The organism is Streptomyces sp. NPDC087263 (assembly GCF_044744645.1).
Lineage (GTDB): Bacteria > Actinomycetota > Actinomycetes > Streptomycetales > Streptomycetaceae > Streptomyces.
Genome location: NZ_JBIUYT010000011.1, coordinates 243733 through 256945 on the forward strand (window position 1 = coordinate 243733; position 13213 = coordinate 256945).

A 13213-nucleotide genomic window follows, 5' to 3' on the forward strand; every position below is an offset into this window, starting at 1 on the left:
GTTGCGTACGCGATGTCCGGATCAACATCATTTGACTGGCGTGAGTCATGTGACTGTGATGTAAAACCCAGACAACCCACACACAAAAGGCAACTGCCGTCGATGTGACGGCAGTTGCCTTGTCGACAAAGCGGTCTCAAAGCTCCCGCTTACTTCTCCTGCTGCTTGCGCCAGCGAATTCCGGCCTCGAGGAAACCGTCGATCTCACCGTTGAACACGGCCTCGGGGTTACCGACTTCGAACTCGGTGCGCAGGTCCTTGACCATCTGGTACGGGTGCAGGACGTACGAACGCATCTGGTTTCCCCAGGAGTTGCCACCGTCGCCCTTGAGGGCGTCCATCCTGGCCTGCTCCTCCTGGCGGCGCCGCTCGAGCAGCTTGGCCTGGAGGACGTTCATGGCGCTGGCCTTGTTCTGGATCTGGGAGCGCTCGTTCTGGCAGGACACCACGATCCCGGTGGGGAGGTGGGTCAGGCGGACCGCGGAGTCGGTCGTGTTGACGCCCTGGCCGCCCGGTCCGGACGAGCGGTACACGTCCACACGCAACTCGGACTCGTCGATCTCGAGGTGATCGGTCTGCTCGACGACCGGCAGGATCTCGACACCGGCGAACGACGTCTGGCGGCGCCCCTGGTTGTCGAAGGGGGAGATCCGGACGAGCCGGTGGGTGCCCTGCTCGACGGAGAGCGTTCCGTAGGCGTACGGAACGTGCACGACGAAGGTGGTCGACTTGATGCCGGCCTCTTCCGCGTACGAGGTCTCGTAGAGCTCCGTCTTGTAGTTGTGGCGCTCCGCCCAGCGAAGGTACATGCGCTGCAGCTTCTCGGCGAAGTCGGAGGCGTCGACGCCGCCGGCCTCGGCGCGGATGGTGACGACTGCCTCGCGGGAGTCGTACTCACCGGAGAGCAGGGTCCGTACTTCCATCTCGTCCAGCGCCTTCTTGACGGCGGTGAGCTCGGACTCGGCCTCGGCGCGGGTGTCCGGGTCGTCCTCCTCCTCGGCCATCTCGAAGAGCACGCTCAGATCGTCGATACGCCCGCGCAGCGCCTCGGCCTTCCTGACCTCCGCCTGGAGGTGGCTCAGCTTGCTGGTGATCTTCTGCGCCTCGTCCGGGTCGTCCCACAGGGACGGCGCGGCCGCCTGCTCCTCGAGCACGGCGACATCTGCCCTCATCTTGTCGAGGTCCAGGACGGCCTCGATCGACTCCATGGTCGAGGAGAGGGACTTGAGCTCTTCGGATACATCGACGACTGCCACGCCTCCAGCGTAACGGCAACGACAACCGGGGCCGTCCGCTCGGTCGGGGGTGGGGCTGAGGAGGGATTTCTCGCCCCCTCCGCCCCAGACCCCGCTCCTCAAACGCCGGACGGGCTGAAGATCTTCAGCCCGTCCGGCGTTTGAGGACGAGGCCGTTCAGGCCGACAGCGGGGGCCTGGGGACGGCAGCCCGCAGGAACAAGGGACGGGAAGGGGCGGGAAGGAACGGAGGGGGCTGAGAGGGCGGAGAGGGCGGAGAAAACCAGGTTCACGGGGCCGCCGGGGCCGAGTTCTTCGTGTCCGGCGACGGCGTGGACCCGCCGTCCTCCCCCGAGGTGGCCAGCCACGTACCGACACCCACCGCGGCCACCAGCGCGACGGCCGCCGTCCCGAGCGTGATCCGCCGCCGCCGAGCGGAAGCCCGATGCCGCGCGGACCCAGGACGCGGCGTCCCCGCGGCCCGCGGCACCCGCGCCGTCCCCCGCGCACCCCCCGCCAGCTCATCCGGCCCCGGCACCCGCATCGACGTATGGGTGTCCCGGTTCGAGTCGGACACAGCCCCCGGCACGAGCGGCACAGCCCCCCGCCGCACCGGCGACGGATCCCGCGGCGCGGTCGGCTCCGCCTCCTCGTACCCCTGGTCCTCCCCGGACTCGGAGTCCGGGGAATCGACGTCCAAGGGCGGCATCCCCGCCAGCATGGGCAACTGCTCCCGCAACCGCGCCCCCAGCTCGGACGCCCGCAACCGCGACGCCGGCGCCTTCGCCAGACACTGCACGAGCAGTTGCCACAGCTCGTCCGGGATCCCGGGCAGCGGAACCACCGTCTCGGTCACATGCCGCCGCAGCACCGCTCCCGGATGTCCGCCCCCGAAGGGCGTGAACCCGGCGAGCAGTTCGTACAGCACGGTCGCCAGGGCGTAGATGTCGACGGCCGCGCGGGGCGGCAGCCCCTCGATGATCTCGGGCGCGAGATAGTCCGGCGTACCGATGATCTTCGTCGCCTTGGTCCGCCGGGGCGAGTCGATGAGCTTGGCCACACCGAAGTCGGTCAGCAGCGCCGGGTGCGAGCCGCCGGGCCCGAGCGGACCCTGCATGTCGAGCAGCACGTTCTCCGGCTTCACGTCCCGGTGGACGACGCCGGCGGCGTGCGCGGCCGCCAGCGCGTCCGCGATATCGGCGACGATCGCGACGGCGGCCTCGGGGGCGAGCCGCCGCTCCCGGTCCAGCCGGGTCCGCAGATCCGTGCCTCGTACGAGATCCATGACGAGCGCGAGGTCATTGCCGTCGACGACGAGATCCCGCACCGCGACCACATGCGGATGATCGAGCCCGAGCAGCGCCGTGCGCTCCTGCACGAAGCGCCCCACTAGCTCCTGGTCGGAGGCGAGGTCCTCGCGCAGCAGCTTGACGGCGACGGGCCCGTCGGGCCCCTCACCCAGCCACACCGTGCCGGCGCTGCCCCGCCCAAGAATCTGGTTCGCGGTGTACCGGCTACCGATTTTCCGTGCCAAGGCTGCTCCTACGGACGCGTGTTGTCGCTAAAAGTACGCGCCTGAAGAGCCAACCTTCACGCCGGAGCCGGAAATCACCCGCCGGGTGTCGACAAATCCCCAGAGTCGGTTCCCAGAAGTCCCGAATTACGTCCCGGAACTCCCGCTGGAACTCCCGCTGGAACCTCCGCCGAGATCCCCGACCCACCCGGAGACGGTGTGGTACATCGTCGTCAGCTGTTGCCAGAAACTCCTGGTGGTCCCAATCCAATCCTGAAGGGGACTCAACTCCCAGATCAGCCAAGCGGCGACAAAGAGGATGACGAGGGTGAACAGGCATCCCTTGAGGCAGCCGAGCCCGGGAATCTTCATCGGGTTGGCACTGCGCTGCCGCGGCTCGCGGGGTTCACGCGGGGCGGGCTGCTGCGGCTGCTGCGGCGCGGGAGCGTACCTCTGGGGCTGCTGATGCTGCGGCGGAGGCTGCTGACGCCGGGGCTGCTGAGGCGCGTACTGCTGGGGCTGCGGCTGTTGCTGCTGCGGATATCCGTATCCGGGCGGCGGCTGCTGACCCTGCTGCGGTCGCTGCTGGGGCCGCGCGACCTGCCGCTGGGGGCGGCGGCGCAGCGGGTCCTCGTTCGGGTCGAGGTACTGGACCTGCGTCGGCTCGTTGCGGTCGCGGGCCGCGCGGAGCTGGCTCTGCCAGGGGTGCGGGTCCTCGGGTCCCGGTGCGCCCGGCTGGTTCTGCGGCACGGGCGGCATGACGGCGGTCGGGTCGGCCGCACCACGGCCCGGGAGTACGGAGGTGGGGTCGGCGGCGCCGGTGTGCGGGAGGTAGCTGGTCGCGGCGTTCGGGTCGTACGCGCCCGCGCCCTGCGGCAGCACCTGGGTGGGGTCGGCGGCGCCGGGCATGCCCGGGACGGTCGCTGGGGACAGGTCGGGGGCGAGCAGCACCCCGACGCCCTCCGCGGCCATGATCTGCGCGGAGTTCGCGTGCACACCGACGCCCGCGGCGACCGTACGCAGCGCGCGCGCGAGGTTCTCGGCGCTGGGCCGCTCGTCCGGGTTCTTGCGCAGGCAGCGCTCGATGACGGTCCACAGGGGGTCCGGGACGGTCGACGGGCGGCGCGGTTCGGCACTCAGGTGCTGGTGCAGCACCTCGAGCGCGGACCCTCCGCCGAACGGCGGACGTCCGGTGACCAGCTCGTACATCAGGATGCCTGCGCCGTAGATGTCGACGGCGGACGTCTGCGGACGGCCTTCCGCGGACTCGGGCGCGACATACGCGGGCGTGCCGACGAACTCGTGGGTCCGGGTCAGCCCCGGGGAGTCCGCGAGCCTGGCGATGCCGAAGTCCGTCAGCATCGGGTGCATCTGGCCGCCGTACTGGGTGAGCAGGACGTTTGCCGGCTTCAGGTCGCGGTGCACGACGCCGTCGGCGTGACTGGCGGCGAGCGCGTCGGCGACCTGGGCGGTCAGGAGGGCGGCGGCGACGGGACTGAAGGGGCCGTTCTCGCGGAGGTAGCGGTGCAGGTCGGGACCGTCGATCAGGTCCATGACGAGCGCGAGCAGATCACCTTCGACGACGAGGTCCCGTACGCGCACGATGTTCGGGTGGGTCAGCCGGAGGAGGACGGAGCGCTCCCGCAGGAACCGCATCACGATGTCGGGGTCGCTCGCGAGCTCTTCCTTGAGGACCTTGATCGCCACGGTCTCGCCGGGCTGGCCCTGGACCGCCGCCTCGGCGCCCGCCGTCTCCCGCTGGCGGGCGCGCCAGACGGTGCCTGTGGCGCCGCGTCCCAGCGGTTCCTCAAGGAGGTACTTGCTCCCTACCGGCCGCACGTCATGCGCTCCCTGTTGCTTGCTTCTCGCCTGCTGATTCCGACCCACTCTAGTGCCGGGGTGCAGAGCACCGGGCTGTCGTCCTCCTGTGCTGCCCCCCTCGTCCCGTGCGCCTCATAGTCGCTTACGTACCAGTTGCCGTACATGTTCGATGGAAAGACGCTCGGTCTGGTCCGTTGGTTGCCGAGACGTGAACGTGACCGATCTCAAGCGGGTACCGGTCGGACACGGGTAGGGCACTGGTCAGGAACTTTTCCGGGCAGAGCCGACCAATCAAGATCACTTACGGGTGGGGGGCGGGCGTGTTGTCAGTGGCAGGTGCGAGGATGCTTTCCTTACTGGCCGACGTGCCCGTAGGCGGTGGGGGAATCTGCGGTGGAGGGACCACAGCGCAGCCTCGTCCTCGTCGCGGACACCCGCGCGGAAGGGACCTCTGACGGCGATGCAGATCCGGCTGACCGTCGTAGACCCGCTGGGCCCGCCCCCGGAGCCGCGGGGGCGTGCCGCGACCTGCGATGTGCTGGTCACCGCCCCCGCCGGGACGGCACTGGCGGCGGTGGCGTCCGGTCTGGCCTCGGCGGTCGGCGCAAGCGACAGCCAGGTCGTGCTGTACGCGGGCGCCGAGCGCCTCGACGCCCAGCGCTGCACGGTGGGCGAGCCACCGCTGACGGACGGCGCCGTGCTGTCCCTGGGCTCCCCCGCGGAGCCCGGTCCCGACGTGGACGACGTCGCGGCCCAGCTCCAGGTGGTCGCGGGCCCCGACGCGGGCGGCGTCCACCTGCTGCACGGCGGCCAGATCCGCATCGGCCGCTCCGCCGACGCGGACGTACCGCTGGACGACCCCGACGTCTCCCGCCTGCACGCGGCCATCACGGTCACCCCCGAAGGCCGCGTCTCGGTCGCCGACCTCGGCTCCACGAACGGCACCGTGCTGAACGGCACCCGCGTGGGCACCCGCCCGGTCCGCTTCGCCCCGGGCGCGCTCCTGCGCGTCGGCGAGTCGGCCCTGAGGCTCGCTCTCCCCGGGGGTACGAGGCCGGTGGCGACGACACCCGACGGGGAAGGGCATGTCCGGGTGCCCGTCCAGGGCGATACCGGCAGTGCCAGTGCGCCCGGCGGCGGACAGGCACGGTCCGCGCCAACGGCGAGCGTGCCCCACGCGCGCGCGGGAGACGCAGGCGCCAGCCGCCCGCCCGGCGGGGAGACACATCACGCCTACGGATCCGCGGAGTGGGGGTCGGCCGAGGGCATCACCGCCGCCCAGGAGCACGGCCCGGCCGTGCCGGAACAGGGCAGGGCCCCGCGGATCGAGAACAGCGAATCCTCCGGTACGACCACCGCCCCTCCCGGTGAAGGCACGGACAGCGACGACCCGGCCGACGCGGACGCTCCTGGCATGGGCGGGCGGAAAGGCACTCCCCCCAGGGACACGGACGTACCCTCCGGCGTACGCAAGCGAGCCGGACTCGGCGCATGGGCCCGGCGACTGGCCGGCGGACGCGCAGAGCCGGCAGAGGCCGGGCAGGACCCGTACGACGAGGAAGAAACCGCACAAGACAAGCACCCCCTTCCGGTGACGCAGTCACCGGAGAGCTGGCCCGACCCGGCAATGCTGCTGCTCACCGCGCTGGGACCGGGACCCCGGCTGTGGGAACGCGGTCCGGGGCACCCGGAGACACTGACGGTCCGGCTGGGTACGGCCGACCGGGCGGCGCCGGACGGCTCCGGCCTACTGCCCGCGGTGCCGGTCACCGCCGACCTGCGGGAGGCCGGCGCGCTGGGCCTGGCCGGCCCGCGGGACCGGCTCATGGGGCTGGCCCGCGCGGTCGTGGCGCAACTCGCCGCGCTGCACTCGCCCGACGTGCTGGAGATCGTCCTGCTCAGCGCGGACCGTTCCCGCACGGTGGAGGACCGCACCGCCGAGTGGTCCTGGCTCGGCTGGCTCCCCCACCTCCGCCCCACCCACGGCCAGGACTGCCGCCTCCTCCTCGCCTACGACCGCGAACAGGCCACGGCCCGCACCGACGAACTCCTCCGCCGCCTGGACGACCACCCGCCGACGCCCGACACCCCCCATCCCGGCGGAGCCCGGCGCCCTTCGTGGGCCCGCGACGAGGACCCGGCGGACGGCGCCTTCGACGGCCCGTACACGGTCGTCGTCGTGGACGGCGACCCCGGAGGCGCCGACGTACGGGAGTCCGTGGCACGGCTGGCCCACGAGGGTCCGCGGGCCGGCATCCATGTCATCTGCCTCGCCGAGACGGCATCCGCCTCACCCGCGTCCCCGGTGACGGACACCTACGAGGCGGCGTGCGTGACGTCACCGCCGTTCCGGGAGTGCGGGGCGGTCGCGCTGCTCAGCGGAGATGTGGCGACGGCGCTGCGGCTATTGCGGGTGGCCCCGGCAGGGTCACCGGAGGCGACGACTCCAGGCCGGGGCGAGACCCCGTATTCGGGATCCACGGATTCCTTGGCCACGGATTCCTCGGCCACGCATCCCGAGAACACGCATCCCGGGTCCACGCACGCCGGGTCCGCACGCTTCGGATCCCCCCATGCCGGGTCCAAGGACAGCGGGACCACGGGGAGCGGCCCCGCGCATGCCGGCCACGGGCACGGACCCGCACACGACGCCCCCTCACACGCCGAACCGCCCCAGACCGGCGGCTCGGCGGCACCACACGCAGGTCGCACCGAAGCCGGATCCATGCACGGAGGCACCACGCACGGAGGCTCCACCCGCCTCGCCCCCCTCAGCCCCACTTCCCCACTCCCCACCTCCTCCGGACACCTGCCAGCCGGCCCCGTGACCCGTGGGCCCGTGGGCCGTGGCACGGTCGCCGCGGTCGACGCCGTGTCGGTGGCGTGGGCGGAGCGGTTCGCCCGGGCGTTGGCTCCCTTGCGTACGGATGGTGCTGGTGCGCAGGGGGAGCGGCATGTGCGGGTGTCCGTGCCACTGCCTCAAATGGCGCGGCTGCTGGACGAGTTGGGGCTGGCGCGGGCCACCCCGGCGTCGTTGATGGCCCGTTGGGCCGACGCGGGCGACGACGCGGAGACGCTGGGCGGGCGCGGCTGGGCCGTGCTCGGTGCCGGTCCCCGCGGGCCCGTCTGTGTGGACCTCGCCGCCGAGGGCCCGCATCTGCTGATCGAGGGCCCGTCGGGCAGCGGTCGTACGGAACTGCTGCGCTCCATCGCCGCCTCCCTCTCCGCCGCCGAGCGCCCGGACCGGCTCGGGATCGTCCTCATAGACGGGCGGGACGGCACCGGAGGCAATGTCGCCGGGCAGGGCGAGGGGCTGCGCGTCTGCACGGACCTCCCCCATGTCACCACGCACCTCGCCGCCAACGACCCCGTACGGATGCGGGAGTTCGCCCAGTCGCTGAGCGCCGAGCTGAAGCGGCGGGCGGAGTTGCTCGGACGTCTCGACTTCACGGAGTGGCACACCCGGCGCGAGGTGTCGGGGCGGATAGTCACGCAGCGATCGGCGGCCGGTGGCTCGTCCGGCGCCGGGGAACTCGACGCGCAGCCCAGTTCGACGCTGCGGTTGCGGCCGGCGGCGGCGCGGGAGCGTACGGAGCCAGGGCCGGCGTTGGCTCGTCTCGTCGTGGTCGTCGATGACCTGGACGCGCTGCTTTCCCCTGCGTTGGGGTCGCTGGGGCGGCCTTCGGCCGGGTCGGTCGTACGAGCTCTGGAGTCGGTTGCCCGTGAAGGGCAGCGGCTCGGGGTGCATCTCGTGGCGGCGGCGGGTGTGGAGGGGCGTACCGGGGATTCCGAGCTGGGTCGTTCCGCGGCGCTGCGGGTCACTCTTGACGCGGCGGCGTCGGTGCCCGGGCCGGACGAACCCGCGCCCGGGCGGGGGCGTTTGCTCGGCCCCGACGGGCGGGTCACACCCTTCCAGGCCGGGCGGGTCACGGGGCGTATCCCCCGTACGGCCACCCTTCGACCCACGGTCGTCCCCCTGGAGTGGCACCGCATGGGCGACCCACCGGCGCGCCGCCCCGTCCGCGAACTCGGCAACGGCCCCACAGACCTGGCCCTCCTGGCCAGCGCCCTGGAACGCGCCGCCCGCTCAGTGTCCGCCACCGAAGTCCCCTCCCTCCTCTAACCCCCGACGCGAACGCCGACCACAACAACCTTTCCTCGCCCCCTCCGCCCCTACCCGTCCCTTGTTCCCGGGGGCTACCGCCCCCAGACCCCCAGACCCCCACACCGGCCTGAACGGCCTCGTCCTCAAACGCCGGACAGGCTGAAACGCCGCCCCCACGGGCGGGTGGGGATCGGGACGGCACAACCCGCCCTCAAGCACGCCGGACAAGCCGCAGACTGCTCGGCCAGGCTGAAGACAATTCCCGGGACCGAAATGTGGAGCCCCGACGGGCGGGTGAGGGACACCGCAACACCGCAGACCGCGAGCTGCCGACCGCAGACCACCGGGCCGGAGCCGAAAAGCATTGCCGCCGCCCCACGACCCGCAGCCGAACGACGACGGAAGGGGGCGTGCCGGTACGTCCAGATGCCCGTCGCGTACGCCCGCGTCACCGAACCCCCGCACCCTGCCCGACGTCTGATCCGTCGGCGACGGGCGGGACGTACCGGCACGCCCCCGACCCACCCACCAGACGGCACACGCACCGGCACCGGACAGCGCACCCGCACCGGACGGCAAACGCACCCACCAGCCCCGCACCAGCCCAGCGCACCCCCGGCCAGAACACATCACGACGCGGTCACGATCGCTCACTTGACAGCGTCGGCGCTCTTGCCGCCCTCGCAGACACGGGCGTAGACCAGACCGCACGGGACAGCGCCGGACGTTCGACGAGGAACGATGAACGGGGCAAAGATGCGCAGCACACTTCGTACACGCAGGTCGCCCGAGAGCTCCACACACCACAGGTCACCCCGAGCCGCACAAACCGCCACAGCCGCAGTAACCGCAGGCGTACTCGCCCTCGCACTCACCGCATGCGGCGGCGACAGCAACGACAACGCGGGCAACACGGAAAGCAGCGGCGGCCAAGAAAGCAGCGCCTCCGTCCAACTCCCCAAACTGAACGGGCAGACCCTCGAAGTCGCGGCTGTCTGGACCGGCCCGGAGCAGGCCAACTTCACCAAGGTCCTCGACGAGTTCGAGAAGCGCACCGGCGCCACAGTCAACTTCGTGCCGACCGGCAACAACACCTCCACCTTCCTCGGTACCAAGATCGAGGGCGGCAAGCCGCCGGACGTGGCGTTCCTCCCCCAGGTCGGCGTCCTCCACCAGTTCGCACAGAAGGACTGGCTTAAGGACATCGGCCCCGACGCCCAGGCCCAGCTCGACAAGAACTTCTCCGCGGGCTGGAAGGACCTGGGCGCGTACGAGGGCAAGCAGTACGGCATCTATGTGAAGGCCGCCAACAAGTCCCTGGTCTGGTACAACACCGCGGCGTTCGAGGCCGCGGGCATCACCGGGACGCCCACCACCTGGCCGGACTTCATCTCCACCGCGCAGACGCTGTCCGACGCCGGCTCCCCCGCGGTCTCCATCGGCGGAGCCGACGGCTGGACGCTCACGGACTGGTTCGAGAACGTCTACCTCTCCCAGGCGGGCCCGGAGAAGTACGACCAGCTTGCCACGCACGAGATCAAGTGGACGGACCCGTCCGTCAAGGACGCGCTCACCACGCTCGCCGAGTTGTGGGGCAAGGACGACCTGATCGCGGGCGGCCGCTCGGGCGCGCTACAGACGGAGTTCCCGAAGTCGGTGACGCAGACGTTCTCCGGTGACACCCCGGCGGGGATGGTCTTCGAGGGCGACTTCGTGACGGCGAACATCAACGCGGACACCAAGGCGAAGGTCGGCACGGACGCCAAGGTCTTCCCGTTCCCGGCGGTCGGCGACAAGGCCCCCGTGGTCAGCGGCGGCGACGTGGCCGTGGCGCTGAAGGGCGGCTCGGGCGCCCAGGCACTGCTGACCTTCCTCGCCTCGACGGACGCGGCGGAGATCTGGGCGGCCCAGGGCGGTTTCCTCTCCCCCAACAAGGAGTTGGACCAGGCCAGTTACAAGGACGATGTCACCCGGGGCATCGCCAAGGCGCTGCTCGCCGCGGGTGACGACTTCCGCTTCGACATGTCGGACCAGGCCCCGGCGGCCTTCGGCGGCACGCAGGGCATCGGTGAGTGGAAGGACCTTCAGGACTTCCTGAAGGACCCGTCCGACGTCGCGGGCGCCCAGAAACAGCTAGAGGCCGACGCCGCCAAGGCGTACAAGAGCAGCTGACGGCACCCGGGATGTCGTCTTCGACGCTGAAGGCGGGCGGTGCCGGCGAACTGCCGGTGCCCCCCGCCGGGAAAACGCGCAAGAGCGTGACCGGGACCAGGCTGTGGGTGGCGGTGCTGTTTCTGCTGCCCGCGCTGCTCCTGCTCGGCGCGCTCGTGGTCTACCCGATCGGGTACTCGGTCTGGCGGAGTCTCTACGACGCCGGCGGTTCGGGCTTCGTCGGCCTGGACAACTACATCGACATTTTCACCACCGACTCGACGCTCACCGCGGTGCGGAACACCGCGATCTGGGTCGCGGTCGCCCCGGCGGTGGTCACGGTCCTCGGCCTGATCTTCGCCGTGCTGACCGAACGGGTGCGCTGGGGTACGGCGTTCAAGCTGATCGTCTTCATGCCGATGGCGATCTCGATGCTCGCCGCGGGCATCATCTTCCGGCTGGTGTACGAGCAGGACCCGGACCAGGGTGTCGCCAACGCGATCGTCACCTCGGTGCACGACGCCTTCGTCGACTCCTCGGTCTATCCGAAGGCGAGACCGAACGCCCAGGTGAGCGACCTGAAGGCGTCCGGCGGCGGTTCCTTCACGAGTACGGGCACCGTCCGGGCGGGCTCTCCGGCCCTGCTCCCGCTCGTCGGCATCGCACCGAACAAGCTCCCCGGCACCCCCGAGGACGCCAGGACGCCGACAACCAACAACGAAATCACCGGCACGGTCTGGCTGGACTTCAAGCTCGGTGGCGGCGGTGAGAAGGGCAGGATCGACCCGGGTGAGAAGGCCCTGAAGGGCGTCAAGGTCGAGGCGGTGAAGGACGGCAGGACCGTCGCCTCCGCGACCACGGGCGCCGACGGCACCTTCACCCTCCCCAAGGAGGCCGACGGGGCCCAACTCCGGCTCCCCGGCTCGAACTTCGCCGCCCCCTACAACGGCGTCGACTGGCTCGGCCCGACGCTCGTGACACCGTCCATCATCCTGTCGTACGTCTGGATGTGGGCGGGCTTCGCGATGGTGCTGATCGCGGCGGGACTCGCGGGGGTCGACCGCAACCTCCTCGAAGCGGCACGAGTCGACGGCGCGAACGAGTGGCAGGTGTTCAGAAGGGTCACCGTTCCCCTTCTCGCACCGGTCCTGATCGTCGTCCTGGTCACGCTGATGATCAACGTGATGAAGATCTTCGACCTGATCTACATCATCGCGCCGCAGCCCAGTCAGGACGACGCCAACGTGCTCGCCCTGCAACTGTTCCAGTCCTCCTTCGGCGGCGGCGGCAACTACGGCGTGGGCAGCGCGATCGGCGTCATCCTGCTGCTGCTCGTACTGCCGATGATGTACGTCAACCTCCGCCGTCTCAGGAAGGAGCGTCAGCGGTGACCGCACTCGACACGTCCGTACGCGCCAAGCGCTCCCTCGCCGCCCGGGTGGCGAGCGGCGCGGCCGGCGGAGCACTGCGCGTCTTCCTGTTCATGGTCGCGCTGTTCTGGCTGGTGCCCGCCTTCGGCCTGCTGGTCTCCTCGTTCCGCGACCCGACGGACATCGCCGCGTCGGGCTGGTGGAAGGTCTTCTCGGCGCCCGCCCAGCTGACCACCAAGAGCTACCAGTCGCTCCTGGAGAACGGCGACGTCACCAGCGCCCTCTTCAACACCATCTACATCACGGTCCCGGCGACCCTGCTGGTGGTCATCATCGGCGCGATGGCCGGATACGCCTTCGCGTGGATGGACTTCAAGGGGCGCGACTGGTGGTTCATGGCGGTGGTGGCGCTGCTCGTCGTACCCGTGCAGGTGGCCCTGATCCCGCTCTCCAGCCTCTTCGGAAAGATCGGGATCTTCGGCGACATCATCGGTGTCGTCCTCTTCCACGTGGGCTTCGGACTCCCTTTCGCGATCTTCCTCCTGCGCAACTTCTTCGCGGAGATCCCGCGTGAACTCCTGGAGGCGGCACGCCTGGACGGCGCTGGCGAGGCCCGGCTCTTCGCGACCGTCGTCCTTCCGCTGGGCGCGCCCGCGATCGCGTCCCTCGGGATCTTCCAGTTCCTGTGGGTGTGGAACGACATGCTGGTCGCCCTGGTGTTCTCGGACTCGAACTCGCAGCCGCTGACGGTCGCCCTGCAACAGCAGGTACGGCAGTTCGGCAGCAACATCGAGATCCTGGCACCGGGCGCCTTCATCTCGATGGTGATCCCGCTGGCCGTGTTCTTCGCGTTCCAGCGACAGTTCGTGTCGGGGGTGATGGCGGGCGCGGTGAAGTAGCGGGAGGTTCTCCGAGTCGGCGGATGCTCCGAGTTGCGGCACCCGGGATTCCCCCGGATGCCGCAACTGGCGTAACCAGGTCACCTCTTCGGCCGTTCCCGGGCGTAATGCCGCGCCGAC

General features: G+C 70.7%; 7 protein-coding genes. 4 read left to right on the forward strand and 3 right to left on the reverse strand.

What is annotated here, in order from left to right:
• Window positions 1–149: 149 nt before the first annotated feature.
• The 3 genes from prfB to ACIPC1_RS32395 form a co-directional block, all read right to left on the reverse strand.
• Window positions 150–1256, reverse strand: coding sequence for a peptide chain release factor 2 (gene prfB / locus ACIPC1_RS32385; RefSeq protein WP_384375442.1), 1107 nt, complete (start codon window positions 1254–1256; stop codon window positions 150–152).
• Between the two features lie 267 nt (window positions 1257–1523).
• Complete coding sequence (locus tag ACIPC1_RS32390; protein WP_402523428.1) at window positions 1524–2768, reverse strand: serine/threonine-protein kinase; 1245 nt, start codon at window positions 2766–2768, stop codon at window positions 1524–1526.
• A gap of 126 nt (window positions 2769–2894) precedes the next feature.
• The gene (locus ACIPC1_RS32395; RefSeq protein WP_402523430.1) at window positions 2895–4586 is read right to left on the reverse strand and encodes a protein kinase; all 1692 of its coding nucleotides are present in this window, start codon (window positions 4584–4586) and stop codon (window positions 2895–2897) included.
• Window positions 4587–5028: 442 nt separating this feature from the next.
• Here ACIPC1_RS32395 and ACIPC1_RS32400 point away from each other — a divergent pair, with 442 nt between their 5' ends.
• The 4 genes from ACIPC1_RS32400 (at window position 5029) to ACIPC1_RS32415 (ending at window position 13093) form a co-directional block, all read left to right on the forward strand.
• A complete protein-coding gene (locus tag ACIPC1_RS32400) occupies window positions 5029–8691 on the forward strand; it encodes an FHA domain-containing protein (RefSeq protein ID WP_402523432.1) in 3663 nt (1220 codons plus the stop codon).
• A 738-nt stretch (window positions 8692–9429) separates the two neighbouring features.
• Window positions 9430–10845, forward strand: a complete 1416-nt coding sequence (locus ACIPC1_RS32405) for an ABC transporter substrate-binding protein (RefSeq protein WP_402523435.1) — start codon at window positions 9430–9432, stop codon at window positions 10843–10845.
• Window positions 10846–10856: 11 nt separating this feature from the next.
• Entirely contained in the window at window positions 10857–12215 is a 1359-nt protein-coding gene (locus ACIPC1_RS32410) for a carbohydrate ABC transporter permease (protein WP_402523437.1), read from the forward strand.
• Entirely contained in the window at window positions 12212–13093 is an 882-nt protein-coding gene (locus ACIPC1_RS32415) for a carbohydrate ABC transporter permease (protein WP_384392152.1), read from the forward strand. The genes ACIPC1_RS32410 and ACIPC1_RS32415 overlap by 4 nt, the downstream gene beginning before the upstream one ends.
• Window positions 13094–13213 lie beyond the last annotated feature (120 nt).

Coding starts and splice junctions, on each gene's coding strand:
- ACIPC1_RS32400 (WP_402523432.1), top strand. CDS start 5,029: ATGCAGATCCGGCTGACCGTCGTAGACCCGCTGGGCCCGCCCCCGGAG.
- ACIPC1_RS32410 (WP_402523437.1), top strand. CDS start 10,857: ATGTCGTCTTCGACGCTGAAGGCGGGCGGTGCCGGCGAACTGCCGGTG.
- ACIPC1_RS32405 (WP_402523435.1), top strand. CDS start 9,430: ATGCGCAGCACACTTCGTACACGCAGGTCGCCCGAGAGCTCCACACAC.